The sequence below is a fragment of the Spirillospora sp. NPDC046719 genome, from assembly GCF_040645715.1.
Lineage (GTDB): Bacteria > Actinomycetota > Actinomycetes > Streptosporangiales > Streptosporangiaceae > Spirillospora.
In genome coordinates this window covers 1-25,356 of sequence record NZ_JBEYYT010000111.1, presented here as the reverse complement: position 1 = coordinate 25,356, position 25,356 = coordinate 1, and the positions used below count along the sequence as shown (strand labels likewise).

The window sequence follows — 25,356 nt, the reverse complement described above, 5'->3', positions numbered from 1 at the left end:
CCGGCCGTTTTGGGGGGGGCCCGCCGCCCCCGCCGGGCCCCAATAGACTCGCTCCATGTCCGTGCCGCGGCTCGCTGTCTCCGTCGATCTGGTCGTGCTCACCGTGCGGGAGCAGCGGCTGTCCGCGCTGATGTGGCGGCGGGACCGGGCGCCCTACGACGGGGCGTGGTCGCTGCCCGGCGGGTTCATCCAGCTCGACGAGGACCTGCCCGCCGCCGCGTCCCGGCTGATGGCGGAGCGGGCCGGGCTCGCGGACGTCCGGATCCACCTGGAGCAGCTCGCCACCTACGGGTATCCGGACCGGGACCCGCGGCAGCGCGTGGTGAGCGTCGCCTACCTCGGCCTCGCCCCGGACCTGCCCGCCTCCAGCCGGGCGCAGGTGCTGTGGACGGCGGTGGACGACCTGATCGACAACGACCGGGCCGCGTTCGACCACCGGCGGATCCTGTGCGATGGGATGGAGCGCGCGCGGGCGAAGCTGGAGTACACCTCGCTCGCGGCGGCGTTCTGCCCGCCCGAGTTCACGGTCGCGGAGCTGCGCCGGGTGTACGAGATCGTCTGGGGCACCGTCCTGGACCCGCGGAACTTCCACCGGAAGGTGACGGGCGCGGACCGGTTCCTGATCCCGACCGACCGGACGACGACCCGCGACGGCGGCCGCCCGGCGCGGCTGTACCGGCGCGGCGACGCCGAGCAGCTGCGCCCCCCGATGCTGCGCCCCCGCGGCTGACCGTCGCCCTGGGGGAGGGCGGCGAGGGTAAAAGATCGCCTCGTTGACCTGGGGTGATGTCGCGGGCATCCGGGCGGGATTGCTAGCTTGCGACCTATGAACGGTGACTCGTCCGAAGTGCTCGGCCTGCTCGTCAGGGACATCGGGGAGGCCGGCGTCGCGGAGATGGCCGGGTCCCCCGGGCTGGCGGCGGCGGTCGACCAGCACGTGGCGAGCCTGCGCGACGAGCTGGGCGAGCCGGGCGAGGACGAGCTGATGGGCTACCTGCGGTCGTTCGCGGAGGAGGCGTTCAACCGCGGCTGGTGGCCGGACAGCACCCGCGACTGGGAGTTCGTCCGGATCGTCGCGGTGTGCTGGATGATGCGGGACGCCGCGGCCCCCTGAGCCGCGGCCCCCTGAGCCGGGGCGTGTCCCGCTTTGGCCTGGGACGTGGCGCATTCCGTAGGCTTGACCCTAACACCCCTGTGCAGACCTGGAGGACAACGGTGTCCGAGGCAACCACTCCGCGCTTCCGCTCCGTCCTCGACCGGTTCGTGGCTTACAAGCCCGGGAAGGTCGTGGTGTCGCCCGAGGGCCGCTCGTTCAAGCTCTCGTCCAACGAGTCGCCGGAGGGGCCGCTCCCCTCGGTCCTGGACGCGATCGCCGAGGCGGCCCGGAACGTCAACCGCTACCCCGACAACAACGCGACGGCGCTGACGGAGGCGATCGCGGCGTTCTGCGGCGTGACGCCCGACCACGTCGCGGTGGGCTGCGGGTCGGTCGGCATGACGCAGATGCTGCTGGAGGCGGTCGCCGAGCCGGGCACCGAGGTGGTGTACGCGTGGCGGTCGTTCGAGGCGTACCCGCTGCTGGTGTCGCTGTCGGGCGCGACGGGCGTCCAGGTGCCGCTGAAGGACGAGACGCACGACCTGCCGGCGATGGCCGACGCGATCACCGAGAACACCCGGCTGGTGTTCCTCTGCAACCCGAACAACCCGACCGGGACCGTGGTCCCGCGCGCGGAGATCGAGGCGTTCCTCGACCGGGTGCCGGAGGACTGCCTGGTCGTGCTGGACGAGGCGTACCGCGAGTACGTCCGCGACGAGGCGGTCCCGGACGGCCTCACGATGTACGGCGACCGGCCGAACCTGGCGGTCCTGCGGACGTTCTCGAAGGCGTACGGGCTGGCGGGGCTGCGGATCGGGTACCTGGTGGCGCACCCGATCGTGGCCGGCGCGATCCGCAAGACGTTCCTGCCGTTCAGCGTGAACTCCGTGGCGCAGGCGGCGGGCATCGCGTCGCTGGAGGCGAGGGACGAGCTGCTGGAGCGGGTCGAGCGGACGGTCAAGGAGCGCGACCGGGTCCGCGGGACGCTGCTGGCGGACGGCTGGACGGTCCCGCCCACGGAGGCCAACTTCGTGTGGCTGCGGCTCGGGGAGCGGACGATGGACTTCTCGGCGGCGTGCGACGCGCAGGGGGTGAGCGTCCGCCCGTTCGAGGGGGAGGGCGCGCGCGTCTCGATCGGCTCGCCGGAGGAGAACGACGCGTTCCTGGCCGTCGCGAAGGCGTTCCCGCACCGCAACTGACGCCCCGCCACCGCAACTGACGCCCGACCACCGGTCGTGACGCCCCGGAACCGGGCCGTTCCACCCCGGAGGGATGGAACGGCCCGGCCGTGGGTCAGCTCGCGGCCCAGAGCTGCTGGCCACCGCTGCCGACGAGCTTGAAGGCGGCGGTCACCGTGGCCGTGGCCGGGCAGAGCGCGGATCCGCTCAGCTTGCTCACGGTGCCGTTGGTGATCTTGGCCTGGGCCTGGGCGACGGAGGTGTCGGGCCGGTGGGAGTTGTTCGGGTTGAAGCCGTCGCCGGTGAGGGTCCCGGAGTAGACGCAGCTGAGTCCGAAGACGGTGGCGCCGACGGTGTAGTGGGCGACGGTGATGGTGCCGTCCCTGCCGCCGGAGACGGGGGCGTAGACGACGGAGCCGCCGGTCCAGGGCAGGTTCTGGGCGGTCACGGTCACGGTGCCGAGGCTGCTGGTGCAGCCGGTGAAGGACGCCGACGTGACGTTCAGGGCGGTGCCGTCGGAGTTGATGGTGCCGTTCTGGATCGCGGACGTGCAGGTGGCGTTGCTGAGCGACGTGACGACCGAGACGTTGCCGAGATTGGTCGCGACGACGCCGCCGGAGTAGAGGGGGCCGGTCTGGCTGCCGCTGTGGATCGTGGTGGTCGCGGCGGACGCCGGCGCGATCGCCAGGGCGAGCACCGAGGCCGATGCGGCCCCTACGACTGCGAGCTTTCGAACACGTGACACCTGTGGCTCCCTTCGCGAGGTGTCAAGGGGGTGGTACCGGGATTAAGCACATCTCCGCCGGGCGAATTCAAGAGGGTGGCCGGATTGAGACACTTCCTGGTTTCTATTGGACCGGAAGCCCAATTGGCGCATTTGTGCAGGCGAAAGTGCGCGCCCGGTGAATGGCGCGTGCGAAGAGGGAATTGGCGGGGTTCGAAAGAGGCGGGGTGGGGTTCAGGGAGGGGTGGCGAGGGCCGGCCGACCCCCGGGCGGTTCGCGGCCGCCCGGCGCACCGCGGCCGGGGCGTTCGGGACGCGAGGAGGTCTGCCCTGCTGAGGCCCGCGGGAGAGCCGGACCGGCGCGGACCGCCGGCAGGCGCGACGCGCCGGCCATGGCGATCGGGCTTGTCGGGTGCACGGCGCGCTCCACGGATCCGGATAGGGGAGAACCGGTACGGGGGCACGCGCCCAGCGCCGAGGAATCCGGCCGGGCATGCGGCCGGGATCAGCGATGATGCCTCACGTGACCGCCATCATGAAGGGCGAAAGGTGATCGGTCAAGGCCATTCGCGGCGCATTTGATCCGGCCGCCCGGAAACTCGTTTCCGGGCGGCGCCGTCCGATCTCGCCGCAATGCGCGGGCCCCGGAAATCGGACGACCGAAAATGATCTTGAGGTCGGCCGGGTGCGAACCGTCCGCTCGACGGAGCGCCTCCGGCGGAGCGCGAAGGCAGCCCGCACCGAAGCGGGACGGGTGCGCAGAGCGCCGGTGAGCGCCCGCACCGGTGTGGCCGCCCCGGCCCGGCGCGGGGCGCCGGCGAAGCAGTTCGCTGCGCGAATTATAGAGGGCGTCCGGTGTTAACCTGGCCCCGTGGTCAAAGAAGATGACGGCCGGATCGGGGTCGTGGCCGCGCTCGTGCGGTCCTCGTTCCTCGTGGACGCGGTGTACGCGGCGTCGGCCCGGGAGTACGGGCTGACCCAGCAGCAGGGGCAGCTCCTCTGCGTGCTGATGGGACGGTCGTACGGCATGGGCGAGCTGGGCGCGACGCTGGGGCTGGCGAAGTCGAGCCTCACCGGTCTGGTGGACCGCACCGAGCGCAACGGGCTGGTGCGGCGCGAGCCGGATCCCCGGGACACGCGGGCGGTGCGGGTCGCGCTGACCGCCCGGGGCGCCGAGCTCGTCGACGCGTTCTACACCGAGACCTGCAAGCGGATCGACGATCTGGCGGGCGGTCTGAGCGCCGGGGAGCGGGACGCGCTCGCCGGGCTGCTCGGCCGCGTCGTGCTGGACAACGAGGTCCCGATGGTCTTCCAGGAGCCGGACGAGGAGGCCGCCGCCGACCGCCCGCGCTGACGCCGGGGAATCGCCTCCCGCACCGGCGAGGTTGTTGTTCGTAGTACGAACTGCTACCGTTCGTACTACGAACTGAACCTTTCTTGCGGGAGTGGTGTCACCATGGGTCGTACGGTCGCGGTCATCGGCGGAGGGTACGGCGGCGCGTCGGTCGCCAAGGCGTTGCAGGCGGAGGCCGACGTCGTCCTCATCGATCCGCGCGACGCGTTCGTCAACGCGGCCGCGTCGCTGCGCGCGCTCACCCGGCCCGAGTGGGCCGCCAACATGTTCTTCCCCTATGCGACGCTGCTCACCGGGGGCGGCCGGCTGGTCCGCGACCGCGCGGCCTCCGTCGACCCCCGCGGCGTCACCCTCGCGTCCGGTGGCCGTGTCGACGCCGACTACCTGGTCCTGGCCACCGGCTCCAGCTACGCCTATCCCGCCAAGCCCGGCTCCGACACCGTCGACGAGGCGCTCGACGACCTCCGCCGGACCCACAAGGAGCTGCGGGGCGCCGGCCGGGTGCTGATCCTCGGCGCCGGGCCGGTCGGGCTGGAGCTGGCCGGGGAGATCAAGGAGGTCTGGCCGGACAAGCGGGTCACCGTCGTCGACCCGGCCGCCGACCTGCTGCCCGGCTTCGAGCCCGCGGTGGTCGCCGACCTGCGGCGCCAGCTCGACGAGCGGGGCATCGAGGTGCGGCTCGGCACCGCCCTCGCCGCGCCGCCGGCCACCGGACCCGGCCAGGCCGGCACCTTCACCGCCGCCACCACCGGGGGCGAGGAGATCACCGCCGACATCTGGTTCCGCGCCTACGGCGTGCGGACCAACAGCGACTACCTCGCCGACGGGCGGCTCACGACCCCGGACGCGCTGGGCAGGGTCGGCGTCACCGAGTCCCTCAACGTCGCCGGGCACGACCACGTCTACGCGGTCGGCGACATCACCGACGTCGCGGAGGCCAAGATGGCCGGGTGGGCGACGCGGCACGCCGAGGTCGTCGTCGAGAACATCAAGGCCCAGCTGAACGGCGAGCGGCCCGCGGCCGTCTACCGGCCGCAGCCGTACCCGATGATGCTGCTCCCGCTCGGCACGCGCGGCGGCGTCGGGCAGCTGCCGACCCCGGACGGCCCGACCGTCGCGTCACCCGCGATGGTCGCCGAGTACAAGGGAACGGACCTGTTCACCGGCCGTTTCGTCGCCCAGTTCGGCCCCACCGCCTGAAAGCGAACGCCCCAGCGGCGTCCCGGATCCCATCGAAACGAAAGGCGGAGCCATGTCCGCACAGGAAGTCGTCTTCGGTTTCGGCGCGCACAGCACCATCGACGAAGGCCCGGCGCTCATGCGCAAGGTCCAGCGCGCCGACCGCGACGGGCTGGACATCTTCTCGCTCTCCGACCACCCCTACATCGGCGCGCGGCTGGACGCCTACGCCACCATCGGGTTCCTCCTCGGCCGGACGGACCGCATCGCCGGGTTCGCCAACGTCACGAACCTGCCGACGCGCCCGGCACCGATGCTCGCGCGGGCGGTGACGACGCTGTCCGCGCTGTCCGGCGGGCGCGTCGTGCTCGGCATGGGCGCGGGCGGGCTGTGGGACCGGATCGCCGACATGGGCGTCCCGCGGCTCGCGCCCGCCGACGCCGTCGACGCCTTCGAGGAGGCGATCGTGCTGGTCAGGAAGCTCTCCGGTGGCGGCGAGCCGGTCACCCATGAGGGGCGGCACTACCGGGTGAGCGAGATCGAGCCGGCACCGGTAGACGCGCCGCCGGTCTGGACGGGCTCGGTGGGCCGGCGGTCGCTGGCCGCCACCGGGCGGGTCGCCGACGGCTGGATCCCGGGCCACGCGGCGGACTGGCTCAGCGAGCGGTACCGGACGTCGCGCCCGGTCATCGACGAGGCGGCCGCCGCCGCGGGACGCGACCCGGCAGAGGTCCGCACGGTCTTCAACCTGCCCGGACGCATCACCGACCGGCCGCTCGCCGCCACCCGCGACGGCGACGGGCGCTGGATCGGCGGGTCGGCCGGCCAGTGGGTCGAGGAGCTGACCGGCGCGGTGCTGGAGCACGGCGCGTCCGGTTTCATCCTGTTCTCCCCCAAGGGCGGCACGCAGGACGAGGTCTCCCTCGGCCGCTGGGCGGGGGAGGTCGTCCCGGCGGTCCGCGAGGCGGTCGCCAAGGAGCGCGGTTGAGGGCCGCCGGGCGCCGCCCGTGGGACGGCGCCCGGCACGGCGCCCCGCCTAGGACAGCATGTAGACCCGGTACTGCATGAACCGGTAGTTCGTCGGGTCGTACCACTGGCTGACGATGATGTGGAAGTTGCCGAACGTCGAGCCGGGGACGACGAACCCGCCGTACGGGGCGGTGACGACATTGCCCACCTGCGCCTGCGCCGGGCCGTTGACGATCATCGTCTGCTCCAGCGTCCGGGTCAGGTCCGAGGTCGGGAGCGGGAAGACCATCGCCCGGATCGTCGCCGTCGCGGCGTCCAGCCAGGTGAGGACGTACTTGCCGTCCATCGCGCGGAAGCAGATCTCGCCGTACCGGCGGCCGGCCATGACCGTCGTCGGGGGCGCGCCCCAGCGCCAGCCGCCGTCGGCGTAGCCCCACGGCTCGTAGGCGCCCGGGTCGCCGAGGGCGTCCTGGCGCACCCGGTGCAGCAGCAGCCCGGAGTCCCTGTCGCGGTTGAAGACCGAGGACAGGACGTAGCAGTACCCGTCGTCGGCGACGGCGTAGGTCTTCTGCTGGAACTGGCCGCCGTGCATGTCACCGGGCCACTGGCACAGGTACTCCCAGGTCTCGCCGTTGTCGAAGGAGCGCCAGAAGTCGGTGTGGTGGGTGTCGAAGATGACGCCGCGCATGAGGTGCATGTACATGACGCCGTTGACGACGAACGCGTCCGACGGGATCGCCGTCGTGAACCTGTCGTCGCCGACGGGGTTGTGCGGCTCGTCGACGAGGCTCCGGGCGTTGCCGCCGCCGACGCTCCCGTCAATGCGCAGGTTGTTGACGTCCCCGTTGCCGGAGCGCAGCCCCGCCGGCGCGCGCCAGTACGAGGGCTCGCCGGGGCCGGGGACGTGGGGGCCGTCGAAGGTGTCGCCGCAGACGAACAGCATGGTGCCGTCGGGGCACCGCACGGGGATGCCGAGGTCGGTCCACGGCGCGTTGAACGGGCCCGTCTCGGCCGGGCCGCTGAGGTCTTTCACCTTGACCGCGACCGTCGGGCTGGTGGGATCGCCCGGGTTGCCGGCCGGTGCCGCGGCGGGTGCCGCGGCGGCGGCCCGCCGGTTCCGGCCGAGGTCGCTCCAGCCCGCGGCGGCGATCCCCGCTCCCACGGCGGCGCCGGCGCCGATCCTGAGGAGCCTGCGGCGGGAGTACCCGCCGGTCGCCGCGTTGTCGCCGTCCGATGAACCTGCCATCGCCGCCGCCTTCCAGATCAGGGTGCCGGGAGCCGTCCCCGGCGCCGCCGCCCGGGGGCGGGGTGGGAGCGTGCGGGCGCCGAGTTCAAAAGAACACCGATGTCTGTTTTACAGCACGCAGGCGCCGGACGCCAGGGCGTGACGTCCGGTGGACGGGCTCCGGCGGCCCATGGCCCGGGTCCGGAAGGGGCGGGCGGGGCGCGCGGTCGGCCGGGCGGGTCAGCCGGTCTTCGCCGGGCCGAGCTTCTCGACGATCAGGCGGTAGAGCTGGCGGGGACGGCCGGGCTGCGGGGTGCGGTTCGGGGGGAGCGGCCAGGCGAGGCCCTCCTCGACGAGGGTGCGCAGCAGCCGGCGGGCGGTGCGCGGCGTGACCCCGAGCATCTTCCCGGCGTTCTCGGCGTCCACGATCAGCGGCTGCTCCTGGTCGCCGAGCTTGTCGGCGAGCCGCGCGAGGATCTCCAGGCCCTTCGGCTTGGCCTGCGGCTGGCTGCGCGGCGGGGTGCGCGGCGCCGGGACGAGCGCGCGGCCGTCCCGGTCGAGCGCGAAGCCCTGCGCGCGCTGGGAGCTCTGCGACCGGGCGAGTGCGGCGCGGGCGTGGTTCTCCGCCTCGTGCGCGGTGCGCCCCATCCCGATGCCGACCTCGATCGCGAGGCCGAGCTCCTCGCGGACCCGCTCGACGAACGGCGGCGTCCGGAAGCCCTCGGTGGACGCGGTGACGGACCCGCGCGTCGCGATGACGAGGTAGCTGTGGTCGTCCAGCGGCCACACCGACGCGTTCATCCGGTGCGCCTCCTGGAGCAGCACGCGGTGCAGCGCGAGCTTCAGCTCGTCCCGCCAGTAGCGGGGGGTGACGCGGCGCGGGGTCTCGCGCAGGGTCGGGACGTCCACCAGCACGACGACGAGCTGCGACTCCTCCAGCCGGTGGTGGGCGCCGAGGAGCGCGGCGGTCTGCAGGGAGCTGCGGATGGACGCGCCGGTCGGGCGGACCCGGATGGTCGGCACCCCCGCCATCTCCATCCGCTCGGCGGTGGCGTGCACGCAGGTCATCGCGACGGTCGTCGCGCCGCGCCGCCACAGCCGCTCGTGGAAGGCGGCGAGCGTGCCGGGGCCGGCGGCCTCCTCGCGCAGGTGGACCTGCTCGGTGCCGAGGTTGATCTCGGCGTAGGCCTCCTCGACCTCGGCGCGGCCGAGCACGTCGATGCTCACCCGGGACGGGTCGAAGCGCTCGTCGAGGGAGGCGCGCAGCAGCGCCCCCTGTAACGCCGCGCCGTTCAGCGGGACGTAGGTGGCGGGCATCGTGAGCACGCCGGCCTTGCGCGCGAAGTCGTAGGGGACCGGGCTGGCGAACAGGCAGACGTCCACCCCCGACCCCAGCCGGACGACCTTGTCGGCCGCCTCCTGCTCGTCGCGGTAGGCGGCGGCCACCAGCCGGCTCGGCACCGGCGTGGGGCCGTGGCCCATCAGCATGACCCGTTCGACGAGGTCATGGGGGCCCACCACGCCGATGGTGAGATCGGGCGTGACCGAGCCTGTTCGTGCCGCCGTCATCGATGATCGCTCGCTTCCGGTCCATCCTCTCGGGGGCACGGCCCCGGCCACGCGTTCGCGCACGCTCCGCCCAACGGTCGTCTCATGGCTTGTCGCCCCTGCCTTCTGACCCTGCACCGCAGTTCCCGTGCGATTCGTTCCTCAGTGGGCAGATCGGGTCAGGGCGGCGATGTGTGACGCCCAGACGCGAAATCGAATCAAGAGTGCGGCGAAAAAGTAACCTACGCGACCCCCTGGTCAGTAATTTGTCACCAATCGGTCAGTCTTGATCCTGCATCTTCGGACGTCCGAAGTTGAAAAACAAGACCCGAAAACGCCAGGAGGCCCACCTCCTGGCGCTGACGCGCACTGAGAAGACCCCTGCGGTGGCCGTTTGGTTTACGCGCGGGCCGAAACCCGATCAACCCGTTGCCGGCGGCCCGGGAAAGACGAGTGATCCGTCCAGGCGGCCCGGAGGGGCCGTCCCGGTGATTTTTCACCGTCCTCGGAAGGGGTCCTTTTGGATCGTTCCATACAGATTTTCCCGCTGGTCAGGAACCCGTCCGTCCGCGCTGGTGCGGCGCGGTGCGCCGACTTTGCGTGACCATCCGGTGACGACTGGTCCCTCTCGTTTCCCGGCGCGCTGTGACAAGGCCGGTAAGGAACCACTCGCGATTGGGTCAGAGCGGAGGCCACATGCGGCCGATTGGACCGGGCGAAAATGACCAGTCAGTCAGCAGCAGACCGGCCCGGCGGGATCATCCCGCCGGGCCGGTTCTGGGGTCGTTAAGGGGTCCGGTCAGTCCGCTTCGCGGACGATGTCGGCGCCGAGCTGCGAGAGGCGCTCGGCGGTGTGCGCGTGACCGCGGTCCAGGTAGTAGGCGGAGGTGATCGTCGTCTCGCCCTCGGCGGCCAGGCCCGCGAGCACCAGCGCGCTGCCGCAGCGCAGGTCGTGCGCCTCCACCTCGGCGCCGCGCAGCCCGCGCGGTCCGTTGACCTTGGCGCGGTTGCCGTCCACCTCGATGTCGGCGCCCATCTTGCGCAGCTCGTCGGCCAGCTTGAACCGGCCGTCGAAGATCCGCTCGTAGATGTAGGACGGGCCCTCGGCCAGGCAGGACAGCGCCATGATCGGCGACTGCAGGTCGGTGGCGAAGCCCGGGTACTCGTCGGTGATCACGTTGATCGGGCGGAGCGTGCGCTGGCGGCGGACCTGGAGCACCGCGCCCTGCTGGTGGAACTCCACGCCCATCTGCTCGAGCTTGTCGGCGGCGACGCCGAGGTGCTCCAGCGTGGCGCCGACGAGGTTCAGGTCGCCGCCGGTGATCGCGGCGGCCATCACGAAGACGCCGGCGTCGATCCGGTCCGGCATGACGGTGTGCTCGACGGCGGTCAGCTCGTCGACGCCCTCGACGGTGATGAAGCCGGTGCCGCCGCCGCTGATCTTCGCGCCCATCGCCTGCAGGATCGCGATGTTGTCGAGGACCTCGGGCTCCAGCGCCGCGTTCTTGATCAGCGTGGTGCCGTGCGCCAGCGCGGCCGCCATGATCAGGTTCTCGGTGCCGGTGTGCGACGGGGTGTCGCAGTACAGCGTGCCGCCGCGCAGGTCGCCGGCCTTGATGTGGATGATGCCGTCGCCGTTGTCGGCCACGTGCTCGGTGACCGTGGCGCCCATCCGCTTGAAGCCGTTGTAGTGGAAGTCCAGGTTGCGGCTGCCGAGATTGCAGCCGCCGACGCCCTCGATGACCGCCTCGCCGAGCCGGTGCAGCAGCGCCGGCACGAACAGGAACGAGCCGCGGAAGCGGGAGGCGATCTCGGCGGGCAGCACCGGACTGGTGAGCGAGGAGGCGTCGATCACGAGGGTGCGTTCGGTCTCGTGCAGCTCGGCCTTGGCGCCGACCGCCCGGGCGAGCTCCACCGCCCGCCGTACGTCCTCGATGATCGGAACGTTCCGCAGCACCGTGCGTCCGCGGGAGGCCATCAGCGAAGCACCGATCATCGGCAGGACGGCGTTCTTGGCGCCCTGGACGAAGACGGTGCCGTGCAGCTGCCGGCCGCCGCGCACGCGATACCGAACCTCGTGGCCCATGCTCATTCCGCCATATCTCCTTTGAAACGCGGTTAAGGTGCCTGCCCGATGAAGGTGGGGACCACGGGGGCCGGGCGCGCCGATCGGTCCCGCTGCGCCAACGCGCCCCCAGTAAACCACCGGCCCGGGGGTGGGGTGTCCGCATGCGCCACCCTTGCGCCAGTCTGCTTGGTGAGACCCCCAGAGCGGCCCAAAGGTTCGCATTCCCGAGGAAAATCCGAGCTGAGGCGTCCGGCGGACGGGTGCGGGCCGGCGGGTCTAGGGTGATCATCCATGGACGAGTCGCCGGGCTGGGACGCCATCGACGCCGCGCTGCGCCCCCTCTACGGGGACGCCGAGCCGTACCACTTGGGCACCCTGGTCAAGTGGGCGCTGGGCGGCCCGGATCCGCTCGACGGGATCAGCGTCTACGCCCGGACGGAGCCCGTCCCGCACTGGCATTTCATTTCGTACGGAATGTCCGAGTTGTACAGCAAGGAGTCCGCCGACCCGGACGAGTCCGGCTGGGGATTCGAGTTCACGTTCCGGCTCGCCCGCGACCCGGCGGAGGCCGAGCCGCCGGTCTGGGCGGCCAACCTGCTGCAGAACCTCGGCCGGTACGTGTTCAGCTCGGGCAACTGGTTCGAGCCCGGGCACCACATGAACGTCAACGGGCCGATCGCCGCCGACCGCGAGGACTCGGAGATCCGCGCCGTCGCGTTCGTCACCGACCCGGAGCTGGGCGAGATCGGCACGCCGCACGGCCGGGTGCGGTTCCTCCAGGTGGTCGGGCTCGCGTCGGAGGAGTACGAGGCCGTCCGGCAGTGGGACGCCACGTCGTTCCTGCGGGCGGTCGAGCCGCACCTGCCGCTGTTCGTCACCGACATCGACCGGCGCTCGCTCCTCGCCGTCCCGGAACTGGCCCGCGCCGTCCGCGAGGGCATCGCGCGCGACGGGTCGAGCAGCGGCGCCCTGTACGTGACCACGGCGCACTGGGACCTCGACGGCGCGTCCGCGACCCTTCGGATCGGCGCGCTGCAGGCGGAGGCGATCGCGCAGTCGCTCCAAGGGCGGCTCCCCTTCGGCCGCACGCTGCTCCTGCAGACCGAGGACACCCGGATGGTGTTCCAGCCCGCCGGCGCGTACGCGGTCGTGGAACCCGAGGACGGGCGCCTCGACGTGAGCATCCCGCCCGAGGGCCTGGACGAGGTCGTCGCCGCGCTCCGCCCGGTCGCCGGCACCACCCCGATCGCGTCGCTGCCGGGGCTGACGGTCGAGATCGTCCCGACCCGCATGCGCGACCGCTTCGGCAACGAGACCGGCGAAGTCGTCGGCTGACCCTCGCCGGCCGACCACGCGCCGGTCGGCCCTCGCCGGCCGCTCCCTGCCGGCCGGCCCTCAGCGGGCGGCTTCGAGGACCTCCACCTCGTCGCCGACCGTCAGGGTGCCCAGCTCGCGGGGGACGGCGTTCTGGCCGAACCGGATGCCGCGGTCGATGGTCCGGTAGGACGCCAGCGTCCGCAGCGGCTCGCGCCCCCGCTCGCCGGTCTCCTGGTCGGTGGTGGTGATGACGCACCGCGCGCACGCCTTGACCATCTCGATGACGGTCCCGCCGACGCGCAGCAGCCGCACGGTGTCCTCCGCGTACGCGCCGAGCCCCTCGACGACCAGGCTCGGACGGAACCGGTTCATCGGCAGCGGCTCGTCCAGCCGCGCGTTCAGGTCGGCGAGGGACTCGGCGGAGATGACCAGCAGCGGGTAGCCGTCGGCGAACATCACCTCGCCGCCGCCCCGCGACGTCGCCCGGTGCCCGGTGAAGCGCACCAGCCGGCAGTCGGCGTCCAGCAGCGCCGAGAACCAGGCGGCGGCCTCGTCGCCCTGGTCGACGCCCCTGGCCTCGTGCCGGTGGACGGTCACGTCCCGCACCTCGCCCTCGTCCACCGCCTTGTGGACGAACCGGGCGCCGCCGGGCGCCTCGACCGTGAGGACCTCGCCGTCGTAGGACGGGCGCAGCAGCGCCATCCCGGCGAGGTCCCGCTGCGACAGGAACCGGCCCGACGGCGCGACCAGCATGAACTCCCGGTCGTACGGGAGGCCCCGCGCGGTCAGCTCGGCGGTGCGCAGCGCGGTGCCGCCGCCGCTCTTGAGCGGGTAGGCGTTCAGCTCGGTCAGGATCGCCGTCACGGTCGCTCCGAGGGATCGGGTCAGGCCAGCGCGGCCAGGCGGTCGAAGACGGGGCCGAGGCGCTGCACGAACCGCTCGGGCCGGCACACCTCGTCCAGCCGCGCCTCGTCCAGCGCGAGGCCCGCCTCGGCGGCGTGCTTGCGGAGCGTCTCGCGGAACGGGACGCCCGTCTCCCACGTCTCCATCGCGGCCTTCTGGACCAGCGGGTACGCCTCATCGTCGCGCGACATCCCGGCCTCGACCAGCTCAAGCAGCACCGTCGAGGTGTAGATCAGGCCGCCCGTCGACTCCAGGTTCTCCGTCATCCGCGCCTCGTCCACGACGAGCCCGGACATCAGCCGGTTCGTCAGGTTCAGCATGTAGTCGAGCGCGATCGACGCGTCCGGCAGCGCGATCCGCTCCGTCGAGGAGTGCGAGATGTCGCGCTCGTGCCAGAGCGGGATGCCCTCCAGCACCGGGACGACCTGCGCCCGCACGATCCGCGCCATCCCGGCGAGCCGCTCGGAGATGATCGGGTTCTTCTTGTGCGGCATCGCCGACGAGCCCTTCTGGCCCTTGCCGAACGGCTCCCACAGCTCGCGGACCTCGGTGCGCTGCCCGTGCCGGACCTCCAGCGCGATCGCCTCGCACACCGTCGCCATGATCGCCAGCGTGGACGTCCACTCGGAGATGCCGTCGCGCATCACGACCTGCGTCGACACGTCCGCGCTCTTCAGCCCGAGCTTGCGCGCCACGTGCAGCTCGACGGCCGGGTCGATGTTGGAGTACGTCCCGACCGCGCCGGAGATCGCCATCACGCCGACGGCCTCGCGGGCGCGGCGCAGCCGGTCCCGGGACCGGGCCATCGCGAACGCGAAGTCGGCGACGCGGTGCCCCCACACGTCCGGCTCGCCGTGGATGCCGTGCGTCCGGCCGACCCGCAGCGTCGCCCGGTGCGCGAGCGCGTGGTCCCGCAGCGTCGCGACCAGCGCGTCCGCCTTCGCCAGCAGGATGTCCGTCGCCTCGACGAGCTGCAGCGCCAGCGCCGTGTCCAGCAGGTCGGACGACGTCATGCCGAAGTGGACGTACCGGGCCGCCTCGCGGGGCTCGGTGTTGTCCGCCCACGCCGACAGGAAGGCGATCACGTCGTGCTGGGTGACCGCCTCGATCTCGTGCACCGCCTCCGGCGTCGGCGGCGGCGCCTTGCGCACCGGCTCCACCACCTCCGGCGGGATCGTGCCGGCCTCGGCGTGGGCCTCGACCACCAGGGTCTCGACCTGGCACCACAGCTCGTATTTGTGCGCGTCGCTCCAGACGCGCCCCATCTCCGGAAGGGTGTACCGCTCGATCACGCTCGAATTCTCCCAGGTCGTGTAGGTGCGGTGGCCGGGCGGGTCAGCCTTGGGCGGCCTTGAGGGCGATGTCGGTGCGGTGGTGGGAGCCGGGCAGGCCGATCCGGGCGACGGCCTCGTAGGCGGCGGCGCGGGCCGCGGCGAGGTCAGGGCCGGTGCCGACGACGTTCAGGACGCGCCCGCCGCCCGCGACGAGCCGCCGGTCCGCGCCGTACTTCGTCCCGGCGTGCAGCACGTACGCGCCGTCGACCGCCGCGGCCTCGTCCAGCCCGGTGATCTCCCCGCCCTTCACCGGCGCCGCCGGGTACCCCTCCGCCGCCACGACGACCGTGACGGCCGACCCCGGACGCCACTCCAGCTCCGCCCGCGGGTCGAGGCCGCCGATCGCGCAGGACTGGAGCAGCACCCCGAGCGGCGTCGCCAGCCGGTCCAGCACGACCTGGGTCTCCGGGTCGCCGAACCGCGCGTTGAACTCGATCACCCGGACGCCCTGTGACGTGATCGCGAGGCCCGCGTACAGCACCCCCACGTACGGCGTCTCGCGGCGCCTCAGCTCGTCCACGACGGGCTGGACGACCCGGTACATGACCTCGTCCACCAGGTCGTCCGGAGCCCACGGCAGCGGCGTGTAGGCGCCCATCCCGCCGGTGTTGGGGCCCTCGTCGCCGTCGTGGGCGCGCTTGAAGTCCTGGGCGGGCAGCAGCGGGACGGCGTGCTGGCCGTCGCACAGCGCGAACAGCGACACCTCGGGGCCGTCGAGGTACTCCTCGATCACCACGCGGCCGCACGCGGCGGCGTGCGCGGCGGCGACGTCCCGGTCGACGGTGACGACGACGCCCTTGCCGGCGGCGAGCCCGTCGTCCTTCACCACGTACGGCGGCCCGAACGCGTCGAGCGCCTCCTCGACCTGCACGGTGGTCTCGCAGACGCGGGAGTCGGCGGTCGGCACCCCGGCCGCCGCCATGATCTCCTTGGCGAACGCCTTGGACCCCTCGATCCGCGCGGCCTCCTTGTCGGGGCCGAAGCACGGGATGCCGGCCCGGCGCACCGCGTCGCCGACGCCCGCCACCAGCACCGCCTCGGGGCCGACGACGACCAGCTCGATGCCGAGCCGCCCGGCCAGCTCCACCACCGCCGTCGGGTCGCAGGGGTCGAGCTGGTGGTTGTCCGCGATCTCGGCCGTGCCCGGGTTGCCCGGGGCGCAGTGGAGGGCGGTCACGGCAGGGTCGCGGTGCAGGGCGCGGGCGAGCGCATGCTCGCGGCCACCCGATCCAAGGACGAGTACTCGCACGTCACGCGAGCTTACTGGTCCGGGCGGTTCGGTGTGGTCGGCGGGAAGGCGGGCATAAGGCCCGAGCGGCAAGGCGTTAGGGACAGTGGCGGCAGGCGTCCCCGACGCCGCCGGGCCCGGATGAGGCGGCCGTCACACGCGCCCCTTGTGAACCTCACCGAACCGCCCGGCGTCATAAATATCGGCTGGTAAGCTGCGACGGGCTTGACGCCCCGTGGTCGAGGTGGGTGAAAGGAGGTGGTCGGGATGAGTCCTGGTGATACTTGCAGTTCGCCAGAGAACCCTCACAGTCCGGACTGGACTGTCCATCCGTCCGCCTCCATCTGGCGTCCGGCCATCGCCCTCGCGCGCTCCCCTCGCTGACGCGGTCCCGCCTGAGCGGGCCCCGCCGATGCGGAACGGGTAGAGCGCGCCCCTGCGTGCGTGGCCGGCGGGTTAGGAGCACCTCATGGCCATGACACGAGTCCGTCCTGCGCGCGCCACCAAGTCGCTGTTCAAGGCCCGCGGGCGCGCGCACGGTGCACGGGTACAGGGACGTGCCCGCGATTCCGCCGTCATCGACTGGGCCGCCTACATCGACGGCCACCGCGCGTCCACCGCCACCGTCGAGGACGCCGTCCGCCTGATCCGCGACGGCCGCCTCACCCCCGACGGCGACAGCGCCGGCTTCGTCTGGGTCGGGCTGCACGAGCCGTCGGCCACGGAGCTGACGGAGCTCGCCGAGGTCTTCGGCCTGCACCCGCTCGCCGTCGAGGACGCCATCCACGCCCACCAGCGGCCCAAGCTGGAGCGCTACGACGACGTCCACTTCGTGGTGATGAAGACGGTCGGCTACGTCTCCAGCGGCCCGGACGAGGCCGAGGTCGTCGAGACCGGCGAGATCATGATCTTCTGCGGCCCGGACTTCGTGGTGACGGTCCGGCACGGCACCCACGGCGAGCTCGGCCCCGTCCGCCGCCTGCTCGAGAAGGACCCGGCCCGCCTCGCCATGGGGCCCGCCGCCGTCCTGCACGCCGTCGCCGACCGCGTCGTGGACGGTTACGTCTGCGTCGCCGACGCCGTCCAGGAGGACATCGACGAGGTCGAGGAGGCCGTGTTCTCGCCGGAGCGCACCGACGAGGCCCGCCGCATCTATCGCCTCAAGCGCGAGGTCATCCAGCTCAAGCGCGCCGTCGGCCCGCTCGCCGGCCCGCTGCGCAACCTGTCCGGCCGGCGCTTCGTGCCCGCCGAGATCAAGGAGTACCTCCGCGACGTCGAGGACCACCTCACCCGCGTCCGCGAGCAGGTCGAGGCCTACGACGAGCTGCTGAACCCGATCCTCCAGGCGCACATGACCCAGGTCACGGTCACCGACAACAAGGACATGCGCAAGATCTCGGCATGGGGCGCGATCTTCATGGTGCCCACCGCGATCACCGGCGTCTACGGGATGAACTTCGACTTCATGCCCGAGACGAAGTGGCACTACGGCTACCCGATGATCGTCGGCGTCATCGCCTTCATCTGCCTCACCCTCTACCGAGGCTTCCGCCGCAACGGCTGGCTGTGATTCCCAGGGGGCGACCCCCGGGAACCACCGTCGGGCAGGGCGTCAATCGAACAGGTCCTCGACCTTCTCGATCACTGCGGCCCGCCGGATCCACTTCTCGAGCACGTGGGTGTCGGCGCAGCGGATGATGCGCTCGCGGACGGAATCGGGAGCGTGCATGCCACGTGCGTCCAGCATGAGCAGCAGGGCCTCGGCCTCGCCCTCAGCCCGGCCCTCAGCCTTGCCTTTCGAGAGTCCCTCGGCGAGCCCTTCGTTCTTCCCGCGGCCGAAGTGTTCGCGGGCGAAGGGGCTGTGGACCGGCCACGCGGTCGAGGCCATGAGTTCCTCCAGGGTGCGACGTACTGGTGGCGGGGCCATGCTGTATGCGTGTTCATAGTACTGCGGTGCGTGATCACCCGGCATGAGATGCAGGCCGTCGACGAACGCTTCGGCCACCTTCCGCTCCCGGTGCACCAGCACCGACAGCACGGCCACCTCGGGATGGGCTGCTGCCTCGGTGGCATCGCTGATCGCGGGAACGTCGTCAGGGCCCAGCACCACCACCTGGAGCGCGTAGCCCGGCAGGTCGGTGGGAATCGGCTTGGCGAAGAACTTCGCCGTCGCGGCGTCTGGGCAGATGCAGAGCAACGTCACCGCACAGTCCAGCATCAGCCACAGTGATGCCGCGTATCTCGGGAGCTGTTTGCGTTTGGCCTCGCTGGGCTCCTGCTGGACTTCCACGGCATAGGCGTAAAGTTACCGCCTGATTGCGTGGAGTGACGAATTATCCGTCGAATCTGTCAGCGTGCGCGGCCGCGGAGAGGCGGGAACGGACGAAGCGGTCGGGGTAGTCGGTGACGATCGCGTCGGCGCCGTACGTGATGAAGCGGGTCATGTCCGCGGGGGCGTTGACCGTCCAGACGGCGACGGGGAGGGCGAGGGCGTGGGCGTCCTCGACCAGGCCGGGCGTGGTGATGGCGTGCTCGGGGGACAGGGCGGTCGCGCCGATCGCGGCGGCGGCCGCGACCGGGTCGTCCGGCGGCAGGCCGGCGAGCCAGCGGGTGCCCGGCACGAGCGTCTTGCGTTCGACCAGCGCGGTGCGGCGGAGCCCCGGGTGGTTGCGGTGGGCCTCCACCAGGACGCGCCAGTCGAAGGCGAGGAGCCGGCTGCGGTCCGTCATCCCGGCGGCGGCGAGGACACCGGCGACGGCGGCGGTGAAGAGCCCGATCTCCTCGTCCGTCCAGCCGGGGTCGGTCTTCAGCTCGACGGCGAGGCCGACGTGCGTGGGCGCGAGGAGCGCGCACGCCTCCGCCAGCGTGGGGATCGGGGTGCCGGGCAGCGGGCGCTGGGTCCGCGCGAACGCGTCGTCGCGCTGCCGGACGCCCGCGTCCACCGTCTTGAGCTGCGCGAGCGTCAGCTCCCTGACCGGCTTGCCGACGTAGGGGAACGCGGGGTCGTCCGGCTGGGCGGGCGCCGTGTCGGCGAGGTTCGCCGGGGACAACACCTGGTCGTGGCCGAGGACGACGACGCCGTCCGCGGACAGGCCGACGTCCAGCTCGATGACGTCCACGCCCAGCTCGGCGGCGTGCGCGAAGCCCGGCAGCGTGTTCTCCGGGCGCAGCCCGCGCGCGCCCCGATGACCGTGCAGTTCGACGGTCTCCCCGATCCCGACCACCGGGGGAACGGTACCGGCCGTCACCGAACCCCAGGTGGAGGTCCGGTGAGAACGGGGGGAACGGCGCGTCAGCTGTTACACCAGGGGGCGGAGGGAGAGCGTCTGGTCGCGGCCGGGGCCGACGCCGATCGCGGAGATCTGCGCGCCCGACATCTCCTCCAGCGCCCGGACGTACGCCTGCGCGTTCTTCGGCAGGTCGTCGAAGGACTTCGCGCCGGTGATGTCCTCCTGCCAGCCGTCCAGGTACTCCAGGATCGGCTTGGCGTGGTGGAAGTCGGTCTGGGTGGCGGGCAGCTCGTCGACGCGCTCGCCGTCCACGTCGTAGGCGACGCACACCGGGACGCGCTCCAGCCCGGACAGGACGTCCAGCTTGGTGAGGAAGAAGTCGGTGATGCCGTTCACCCGGGACGCATAGCGGGCGATCACCGCGTCGAACCAGCCGCAGCGCCGGTCGCGTCCGGTGGTGACGCCGTACTCGCCGCCGGTCTTGCGGAGGAACTCGCCCCACTCGTCCAGCAGCTCGGTGGGGAACGGTCCGGAGCCGACGCGGGTGGTGTAGGCCTTGAGGATGCCGATCACGCGGGTGATCTTCGTGGGGCCGACGCCGGAGCCGGCGCACGCGCCGCCCGCCGTGGGGCTGGACGACGTCACGAACGGGTAGGTGCCGTGGTCGATGTCCAGCAGCGTGCCCTGCGCGCCCTCCAGCAGCACGACCTTGCCGTCGTCGAGGGCCTTGTTCAGCACGAGGGTGGTGTCGGCGACGAACGGCCTGATGCGCTCGCCGTAGGCCAGGTACTCCTGGACGATCGGGCCGGTCTCGATCCGGCGCCGGTTGTAGACCTTGGTGAGGACCTGGTTCTTCTCGCGCAGCGACAGGTCGAGCTTCTGGGTGAGGATGTTCGGGTCGAACAGGTCCTGCACCCGGATGCCCATCCGGTTGATCTTGTCGGCGTAGGCCGGGCCGATGCCGCGGCCGGTGGTGCCGATCCGCGCCTTGCCGAGGTACCGCTCGGTGACCTTGTCGAGGGCCCGGTGGTGCGGCATGATCAGGTGCGCGTCCGCGGAGATCAGCAGCCGTTCGCAGCCGATCCCGCGCTCCCGCAGCCCGTCGATCTCCTGCAGCAGGACGGCCGGGTCGATCACCACGCCGTTGCCGATGACCGGGACGACGTCCGGCGACAGGACCCCGGACGGCAGCAGGTGCAGCGCGTAGCTCTTGTCCCCGATGACGACCGTGTGGCCGGCGTTGTTGCCGCCCTGGTAGCGGACGACGTAGTCGACGTCGCCCCCGAGCAGGTCTGTTGCCTTGCCCTTGCCCTCATCTCCCCACTGGGCACCGACAAGAACGATGGCAGGCATGCCACTTTTCCTTCCCACGACGAAGGCCCCGGTCGCCGCAAGCGCGAAGGGGCCTCTTGCGATCAAAGCGTACCCGTACCCGGCCGTTAAAGAAACCGCACCTCATCGGCCGGGTACGCGTGCGACGCGTGGGTCGGTGCACCGTACGGGGGACGGACCCCCGGTGGCGCGTCCGGAAAGCGGTCAGCCGGCGAGGGCGTCGGCGGCGGTGGCGCTGCTGTCGCGCAGGAACGCGCGGCAGCGTTCGGCCTCGTCCTCCTCGCCGATGGCGGCGGCCGCGCGGGACAGCGCGTGCAGGGCGCGCAGGAAGCCGCGGTTGGCCTCGTGCTCCCAGGGGATCGGGCCGTGGCCCTTCCACCCGGCCCGGCGCAGCTGGTCCAGCCCGCGGTGGTAGCCGGTGCGGGCGAACGCGTAGGAGTCGATCACGCTGCCCTTGGCGAAGGCGCGGTCGGCCAGTTCGGCCCAGGCGCCCGGGTAGTCGGGGTGGCGCGCGGCGACCTCGAACGGGTCGACGCCGTTGTCCAGCGCCTCACGGGCCTCGGTGTTGTCCGGCAGTTCCGTTGGTGGCGGGCCGCCGAGCAGGTTCTGGGTCATGCGGGTCATCGTAAGTCGACGCGCCCGGTCCGCATCAACCCGGGTCACGGCCGTGTTCCGGCGCGGGTGCGGGCTAGGCGGCGGCGGGTTCGCGCTTCTGGACGGTGTGGTAGATCGCGACGCCGGTCATGACGGCGGCGACGGGGAGCCACACGGCCGCGACCCCCATGAGGTCCTCTCCGCCGATCATCGGGGAGAAGAGCGCGGCGAAGAAGAGGCCGATGCCCAGCCCGAGCGTGGAGACCATGCCGGTCGTGGGGCCGCCGCGCCGCACGAGCCGCCAGGCGCCGGCGGTGGCGATGACCAGCCCGCTGGGAACGACGATGAGCGCCAGGATGAGGACGCGCGTGCGCATGTCGACAGGCGCGTCCTGGGTGCGCTGCGCGGCGCCTTTCGCCGCGATCTCCGTCAGTAGCCCGCGCCACACGGTGCCGGTGACCCGGTCGCCCTTCTTCAGCTCGCTGAGCAGGGGTTTCCGGTCGGTGTACGCGGTCTCCCACCGGGTCCCGTCCGCGCTTGTGAGGACCGCGCGGTCGACGTCCCGCTTCCCGCCGTTCAGGTGGACGCCGGTGACGGTGAACGGCTGTGTCCACCGGCAGTCGGCGGCCCCGGACGGGGCGGACGCGCACCGCGGCGCCGCCTCGTAGGCATGCAGGTCGCGCACGCCGTCGGGCGCGAACCGCACGCTCATCAGGACACCGACCAGGACCAGCGCCGTTCCGCTCAGCAGCACGACGACGGCGCCGACCCGGCTGCGCAGGATCCCTCGGACGGACAGGTTGGCCATTTCCCCATTATCGAACTCCCCGTTACGGGGTCGCCGCCTGTGCGAGGTCGTAGACGGCCTTGCTCTGCACGCCGAATCCCTGCCCGGCCGACCAGGGGCCGACCTGCCACGAGGGCGCGGCCCACGGGTACCAGGGGGCGTCGCCGGTGGGGTTGGTGAACCGCGAGGTGACGCCGATCTGGGTGCCGGTGCCGGTGGCGGGGTCGAAGCCGGTGAGCCACGGGCCGCCGCTGGAGCCGGGCGACATGGCCGAGGCCATGTCGTGGCCCATGTTCCCGAGCTGCGCGTCGTCGATCGTGGTGCTGCTGTGGGCGTACATCATGGTGCGCCCGTCATAGCCCCGCCGCTGGGACGCGGGCACGCCGTAGCTCGCGTTGGTGCCGTCGTTGTTCTTGCCCCAGTACCAGTTGCGGACGTTATCGGTCGGGTAGCCGAACTGGTACAGCTCCTTGGGGTTGCCGCTGACGCCGAACGCGATGTTCTGCGCGCCGACCACCTGGCCGATCGGCCGGGACTCGCCGGGCTTGGCGACCACGGCCATGCCGACGTCGCTGCCCAGCGTCCAGTTGGAGTGCACGTGCCAGTCGTAGGTGACCCATGCCCGGGTCACGCCCCACACCCCGTAGGGGGCGACGGCCGGGCCGGGCGCCGCGGTCCCCGGCGTGCTGCCGGGGACGTAGCGCGCCAGGGATGCGCCGTTGAAGCCGGGGATGAAGACCGCGTTGTCGGCCTCGTACGTCCCGGTCAGGCCGACGTTGGAGTCGACGCGGAAGCAGTGGCCGGCGGCGGTGATGACGCTCTGGTTGGCGCTGGTGACCACGTTGGCGGAGCACGAGGTGCTCAGCGTGTCGGAGGCGTTGCCCGTGTTGTGGAAGTGCACGAGCAGCTTGCCGGCGGTCCGGGAGATCAGCCCTCCGGAACTCCAGGGGGCGCTGAGGGCGTCCCAGCCGCCGGCCGGCGCGTACGCGTCGGCGCCCTGCCCGTTCTCGTCGCCGGAGTCGTCGTTGAAGCCGACGCGCGCGATCCGGTCGGTCGTCCAGTAGGCCACCTCTGCGGCGAGGTCCTGGTCGTGCGCGGCGCCCGCCGCGACCAGCGGCGGCAGCGCGTACGGGGTCGCGTCGTCGGCGTGCGCCGGCGCCGCGGCCAGGGCCAGCGCGGCGACGGTTCCGGCGAGCGCGCCGCCCGCCGTGCGGCCTCGTCGAGTGATCATGCTGGGCATGGGACTGCCTCGTTCCCCTCGGACGGCGGCGGGAGGCGTCCCGATCATACAGACACAGTTGTTCATATGGAACGCCCCCGAACGCCGTCGCATCCTGGCCGGGGGCGACGAGTCCTGACGTGCCCCGTCCGGCTCTCAGAGCCGCGCTGCGGCCACGGACGGGGGCAAGGGGAGGCGGAGCCGGGCGGCGTCCCCTTCGGCGCGCGAGCGGTCCATCCCCACGGCCGGCGACCGGTCCGGTGCGTAACGCGCACGGCCGGGCGGCGGATGAACGGGTGAGGGTGTGTGCGGACCGGAGTCGACGTCGAGCGGCTGGTGCGATGAACACACACGACCCAGGTAACCGATCACCAACGATCATCGCGGCGATCGTCACCGCGACGGGGGCCGTCATCGCCGCCGTGTGCGGCGCCGTGGTGACGGGCGGGTTCGGGCTGCTGCGGCCGCCGCAGCCCACGCCGTCGCCGACCGTGCCCGCCGGAGGGCAGCAGGTCGCGGGGGCGACGCCGCCGAGCGGGCCGGACGGTGCGGCGAAGGACGTCCCGTCGGCGTTCCTCGGATCATGGCAGGGGACCGCGGTGGGCGGCGGCGCCACCGTCGACGTGGTCCTCTACGTCCAGCAGGGGGCGACCGGCGGGTACATCGGGTCGTTCCAGATCCCGATCGCCGGGTGCCGGTCGGACGTGACGCTCACCGAACCGCAGGCGATGTCCATCAAGGTCCATATCGAGGTGAAGAGCGGTGCCTGCGTCAGCGGTGACGGGCTCTTCGTCCTCCAGTCGGACATGCTGCGCTACCGGGCGCTGGGGGCCGACGGCCAGTTGATCGACGGCAGTCTGCACCGGTCGTGACCGTCCCGGACGCCGGGGATCACGAGCGGAGGGGCAGGCGGAACCGGGCGGCGCCCTCTTCCGTGCGCGAGCGGGCGGCGGGCCACCCGTGCCGGATGAACAGCAGGGCGTCCCGGTTGGTGAGGATGACGTCGGCGCCGAACTCGGTGATGCCGCGCCGCGCGGCGAGGTGCGTCAGGTAGCCGATGAGGCGGCTGCCGAGGCCGCGGCGCTGCCACGGATCGGCGACCAGCACCGCGATCTCCGCCCGGAACGGCTCCCGTGCGTCCCGGACGTACTCCGCGATCCCCACCATCTCCCCGCCGGCCAGTGCCACCAGGGCGTCGCGGTCCCAGTGGTCGAGGCGGTCCATGGCGGCGACGTAGTAGTCCGGGATGCGCGGCGTGCCGGAGAAGAACCGCGTGTAGAGGCTGCTGCCGGAGAGCCGGTCGGACATCCGGACGAGCCGGTCGTGGTCGGTGACCCCGTACGGCCGGATCCGCACGTCCTCCAGCGCGGGCGCGGCGGTGCGCCCAATGGGTTGCTTCATGAAACCCATTGGAGCGCAGCGGGTTTCGTCAAGCAACCCACATTCCGATGAACGGCCGGCCGATTCTTCGTCGGGATCCGCTAGGCGCCGGGGCCGGGCCGCGGGTCGACGTCCCCGGGGCCCAAGGCGGCGCCGCAGGAGTCGCAGGTGAAGCGGGCGGTGAGGGTGCCGTCGCAGCCGCGGTGCCCGACGATCACCGGGGGCCCGTCGGGGGCGTAGTGGCGGTCGCCCCACATCAGCAGGGTCATCATCGCCGGCCACAGTTCGACGCCCTTGCGGGTGAGCCGGTACTCGTGGCGCTCGGGCCGCTCCTGGTACGGGACGCGGCGCATGATCCCCTCGTCGCACAGCCGGGTCAGCCGGTCGGTGAGGACGTTGCGGGCCACGCCGAGCGCGTCCTGGAAGTCGTCGAAGCGGCGGACGCCCTCGAACGCGCTGCGGATCACCAACAGCGTCCAGCGGTCGCCGACGACCTCCAGCGCGCGGGCGATCGAGCAGTTCTGGCTCTCGTAGGTGCGGGGCAGCGCCACACCACCGAGACTACCGAAGTTTCATCACAAAACGCGCGCCGATCTCCCCGCTGAGGAGCCGGTCGCGCCCCTTCCGGAAGACCGGACCCCAGCCCGCGCCACGGGCGGGCCCGCTGCGCTCGCTGCACTCGCTCCGCGTGC

Annotated in this window: 24 protein-coding genes; 9 read left to right on the top strand and 15 right to left on the bottom strand. The window is 72.2% G+C overall.

What is annotated here, in order from left to right:
- The first annotated feature begins 55 nt into the window (after positions 1 to 55).
- From ABZ914_RS20525 to hisC, 3 genes are all read left to right on the top strand, one after another.
- Positions 56 to 730 carry an NUDIX hydrolase gene (locus ABZ914_RS20525; protein WP_151543091.1) on the top strand — a complete coding sequence of 225 codons (675 nt, stop codon included), beginning with the start codon at positions 56 to 58 and terminating at the stop codon, positions 728 to 730.
- Positions 731 to 826: 96 nt separating this feature from the next.
- Positions 827 to 1,114 carry a DUF6401 family natural product biosynthesis protein gene (locus tag ABZ914_RS20520; RefSeq protein WP_190850881.1) on the top strand — a complete coding sequence of 96 codons (288 nt, stop codon included), beginning with the start codon at positions 827 to 829 and terminating at the stop codon, positions 1,112 to 1,114.
- 101 nt (positions 1,115 to 1,215) lie between these two features.
- Entirely contained in the window at positions 1,216 to 2,295 is a 1,080-nt protein-coding gene (gene hisC / locus ABZ914_RS20515) for a histidinol-phosphate transaminase (RefSeq protein ID WP_500194825.1), read from the top strand.
- Positions 2,296 to 2,389: 94 nt separating this feature from the next.
- On the opposite strand, the gene ABZ914_RS20510 is transcribed toward hisC, so the two are convergent.
- Positions 2,390 to 3,019, bottom strand: coding sequence for a hypothetical protein (locus tag ABZ914_RS20510; RefSeq protein WP_500194823.1), 630 nt, complete (start codon positions 3,017 to 3,019; stop codon positions 2,390 to 2,392).
- Between the two features lie 849 nt (positions 3,020 to 3,868).
- On the opposite strand from ABZ914_RS20510, the gene ABZ914_RS20505 reads away from it, so the two are divergent.
- The 3 genes from ABZ914_RS20505 (at position 3,869) to ABZ914_RS20495 (ending at position 6,518) form a co-directional block, all read left to right on the top strand.
- On the top strand, positions 3,869 to 4,351 hold the full coding sequence (locus ABZ914_RS20505; RefSeq protein ID WP_190850864.1) for a MarR family transcriptional regulator: 483 nt from the start codon (positions 3,869 to 3,871) through the stop codon (positions 4,349 to 4,351).
- A 102-nt stretch (positions 4,352 to 4,453) separates the two neighbouring features.
- Entirely contained in the window at positions 4,454 to 5,551 is a 1,098-nt protein-coding gene (locus ABZ914_RS20500) for an NAD(P)/FAD-dependent oxidoreductase (RefSeq protein WP_500194822.1), read from the top strand.
- Between the two features lie 52 nt (positions 5,552 to 5,603).
- Positions 5,604 to 6,518, top strand: coding sequence for an LLM class flavin-dependent oxidoreductase (locus tag ABZ914_RS20495; protein ID WP_500194820.1), 915 nt, complete (start codon positions 5,604 to 5,606; stop codon positions 6,516 to 6,518).
- A gap of 48 nt (positions 6,519 to 6,566) precedes the next feature.
- Here the strand turns inward: ABZ914_RS20495 and ABZ914_RS20490 are convergent, their stop codons facing one another.
- The 3 genes from ABZ914_RS20490 to murA all read right to left on the bottom strand — a co-directional run bounded on the left by ABZ914_RS20490 (position 6,567) and on the right by murA (position 11,358).
- Positions 6,567 to 7,745, bottom strand: a complete 1,179-nt coding sequence (locus ABZ914_RS20490; RefSeq protein ID WP_500194818.1) for a DUF4185 domain-containing protein — start codon at positions 7,743 to 7,745, stop codon at positions 6,567 to 6,569.
- 219 nt (positions 7,746 to 7,964) lie between these two features.
- Complete coding sequence (locus tag ABZ914_RS20485) at positions 7,965 to 9,293, bottom strand: transcriptional regulator (protein WP_190850855.1); 1,329 nt, start codon at positions 9,291 to 9,293, stop codon at positions 7,965 to 7,967.
- A gap of 778 nt (positions 9,294 to 10,071) precedes the next feature.
- Positions 10,072 to 11,358: a UDP-N-acetylglucosamine 1-carboxyvinyltransferase gene (murA, locus tag ABZ914_RS20480; RefSeq protein WP_500194828.1), complete on the bottom strand. Its 1,287-nt coding sequence runs from the start codon at positions 11,356 to 11,358 to the stop codon at positions 10,072 to 10,074.
- 273 nt (positions 11,359 to 11,631) lie between these two features.
- Between murA and ABZ914_RS20475 the strand changes: the two genes are divergently transcribed.
- Entirely contained in the window at positions 11,632 to 12,675 is a 1,044-nt protein-coding gene (locus tag ABZ914_RS20475) for a suppressor of fused domain protein (RefSeq protein ID WP_500194817.1), read from the top strand.
- A 60-nt stretch (positions 12,676 to 12,735) separates the two neighbouring features.
- Here ABZ914_RS20475 and ABZ914_RS20470 read toward each other — a convergent pair whose 3' ends face one another.
- The 3 genes from ABZ914_RS20470 to purD are packed head-to-tail and all read right to left on the bottom strand — an operon-like array spanning position 12,736 to position 16,143.
- A complete protein-coding gene (locus tag ABZ914_RS20470) occupies positions 12,736 to 13,521 on the bottom strand; it encodes an MOSC domain-containing protein (RefSeq protein ID WP_500194815.1) in 786 nt (261 codons plus the stop codon).
- A gap of 20 nt (positions 13,522 to 13,541) precedes the next feature.
- Positions 13,542 to 14,852, bottom strand: a complete 1,311-nt coding sequence (gene purB / locus ABZ914_RS20465) for an adenylosuccinate lyase (protein ID WP_387024602.1) — start codon at positions 14,850 to 14,852, stop codon at positions 13,542 to 13,544.
- Between the two features lie 43 nt (positions 14,853 to 14,895).
- Entirely contained in the window at positions 14,896 to 16,143 is a 1,248-nt protein-coding gene (gene purD / locus ABZ914_RS20460; protein WP_500194812.1) for a phosphoribosylamine--glycine ligase, read from the bottom strand.
- A 448-nt stretch (positions 16,144 to 16,591) separates the two neighbouring features.
- Between purD and ABZ914_RS20455 the strand changes: the two genes are divergently transcribed.
- Positions 16,592 to 17,692, top strand: coding sequence for a magnesium and cobalt transport protein CorA (locus ABZ914_RS20455; RefSeq protein ID WP_190850844.1), 1,101 nt, complete (start codon positions 16,592 to 16,594; stop codon positions 17,690 to 17,692).
- Positions 17,693 to 17,734: 42 nt separating this feature from the next.
- Here ABZ914_RS20455 and ABZ914_RS20450 read toward each other — a convergent pair whose 3' ends face one another.
- The 6 genes from ABZ914_RS20450 to ABZ914_RS20425 all read right to left on the bottom strand — a co-directional run bounded on the left by ABZ914_RS20450 (position 17,735) and on the right by ABZ914_RS20425 (position 23,296).
- Positions 17,735 to 18,412 (bottom strand): hypothetical protein, encoded by a 678-nt coding sequence (locus tag ABZ914_RS20450; protein ID WP_500194811.1) that lies wholly within the window; start codon positions 18,410 to 18,412, stop codon positions 17,735 to 17,737.
- Positions 18,413 to 18,455: 43 nt separating this feature from the next.
- Positions 18,456 to 19,346 (bottom strand): glycerophosphodiester phosphodiesterase family protein, encoded by an 891-nt coding sequence (locus ABZ914_RS20445; RefSeq protein WP_500194809.1) that lies wholly within the window; start codon positions 19,344 to 19,346, stop codon positions 18,456 to 18,458.
- 75 nt (positions 19,347 to 19,421) lie between these two features.
- The gene (locus ABZ914_RS20440; RefSeq protein ID WP_190850839.1) at positions 19,422 to 20,705 is read right to left on the bottom strand and encodes an adenylosuccinate synthase; all 1,284 of its coding nucleotides are present in this window, start codon (positions 20,703 to 20,705) and stop codon (positions 19,422 to 19,424) included.
- A gap of 183 nt (positions 20,706 to 20,888) precedes the next feature.
- Positions 20,889 to 21,308, bottom strand: a complete 420-nt coding sequence (locus ABZ914_RS20435; protein WP_190850836.1) for a DUF3151 domain-containing protein — start codon at positions 21,306 to 21,308, stop codon at positions 20,889 to 20,891.
- Positions 21,309 to 21,372: 64 nt separating this feature from the next.
- On the bottom strand, positions 21,373 to 22,086 hold the full coding sequence (locus tag ABZ914_RS20430) for a hypothetical protein (RefSeq protein ID WP_500194807.1): 714 nt from the start codon (positions 22,084 to 22,086) through the stop codon (positions 21,373 to 21,375).
- A gap of 22 nt (positions 22,087 to 22,108) precedes the next feature.
- Complete coding sequence (locus tag ABZ914_RS20425; RefSeq protein WP_500194806.1) at positions 22,109 to 23,296, bottom strand: trypsin-like serine peptidase; 1,188 nt, start codon at positions 23,294 to 23,296, stop codon at positions 22,109 to 22,111.
- 329 nt (positions 23,297 to 23,625) lie between these two features.
- Here ABZ914_RS20425 and ABZ914_RS20420 point away from each other — a divergent pair, with 329 nt between their 5' ends.
- Positions 23,626 to 24,156 carry a hypothetical protein gene (locus ABZ914_RS20420; protein WP_500194804.1) on the top strand — a complete coding sequence of 177 codons (531 nt, stop codon included), beginning with the start codon at positions 23,626 to 23,628 and terminating at the stop codon, positions 24,154 to 24,156.
- A 19-nt stretch (positions 24,157 to 24,175) separates the two neighbouring features.
- Here ABZ914_RS20420 and ABZ914_RS20415 read toward each other — a convergent pair whose 3' ends face one another.
- Positions 24,176 to 24,685, bottom strand: coding sequence for a GNAT family N-acetyltransferase (locus ABZ914_RS20415; protein WP_500194802.1), 510 nt, complete (start codon positions 24,683 to 24,685; stop codon positions 24,176 to 24,178).
- Between the two features lie 80 nt (positions 24,686 to 24,765).
- Positions 24,766 to 25,215: a winged helix-turn-helix transcriptional regulator gene (locus ABZ914_RS20410; RefSeq protein ID WP_190850824.1), complete on the bottom strand. Its 450-nt coding sequence runs from the start codon at positions 25,213 to 25,215 to the stop codon at positions 24,766 to 24,768.
- Between the last annotated feature and the right edge of the window lie 141 nt (positions 25,216 to 25,356).

Bases quoted from the DNA above. Each gene is read 5' to 3' on its own strand.
- ABZ914_RS20475 (WP_500194817.1), top strand. From the start codon at position 11,632: ATGGACGAGTCGCCGGGCTGGGACGCCATCGACGCCGCGCTGCGCCCC.
- ABZ914_RS20425 (WP_500194806.1), bottom strand. From the start codon at position 23,296: ATGATCACTCGACGAGGCCGCACGGCGGGCGGCGCGCTCGCCGGAACC.
- ABZ914_RS20495 (WP_500194820.1), top strand. From the start codon at position 5,604: ATGTCCGCACAGGAAGTCGTCTTCGGTTTCGGCGCGCACAGCACCATC.
- ABZ914_RS20435 (WP_190850836.1), bottom strand. From the start codon at position 21,308: ATGACCCGCATGACCCAGAACCTGCTCGGCGGCCCGCCACCAACGGAA.
- ABZ914_RS20420 (WP_500194804.1), top strand. From the start codon at position 23,626: ATGAACACACACGACCCAGGTAACCGATCACCAACGATCATCGCGGCG.
- ABZ914_RS20430 (WP_500194807.1), bottom strand. From the start codon at position 22,086: ATGGCCAACCTGTCCGTCCGAGGGATCCTGCGCAGCCGGGTCGGCGCC.
- murA (WP_500194828.1), bottom strand. From the start codon at position 11,358: ATGGGCCACGAGGTTCGGTATCGCGTGCGCGGCGGCCGGCAGCTGCAC.
- ABZ914_RS20525 (WP_151543091.1), top strand. From the start codon at position 56: ATGTCCGTGCCGCGGCTCGCTGTCTCCGTCGATCTGGTCGTGCTCACC.
- ABZ914_RS20415 (WP_500194802.1), bottom strand. From the start codon at position 24,685: ATGAAGCAACCCATTGGGCGCACCGCCGCGCCCGCGCTGGAGGACGTG.
- ABZ914_RS20520 (WP_190850881.1), top strand. From the start codon at position 827: ATGAACGGTGACTCGTCCGAAGTGCTCGGCCTGCTCGTCAGGGACATC.
- ABZ914_RS20455 (WP_190850844.1), top strand. From the start codon at position 16,592: ATGGCCATGACACGAGTCCGTCCTGCGCGCGCCACCAAGTCGCTGTTC.
- ABZ914_RS20490 (WP_500194818.1), bottom strand. From the start codon at position 7,745: ATGGCAGGTTCATCGGACGGCGACAACGCGGCGACCGGCGGGTACTCC.
- ABZ914_RS20440 (WP_190850839.1), bottom strand. From the start codon at position 20,705: ATGCCTGCCATCGTTCTTGTCGGTGCCCAGTGGGGAGATGAGGGCAAG.
- ABZ914_RS20500 (WP_500194822.1), top strand. From the start codon at position 4,454: ATGGGTCGTACGGTCGCGGTCATCGGCGGAGGGTACGGCGGCGCGTCG.
- ABZ914_RS20485 (WP_190850855.1), bottom strand. From the start codon at position 9,293: ATGACGGCGGCACGAACAGGCTCGGTCACGCCCGATCTCACCATCGGC.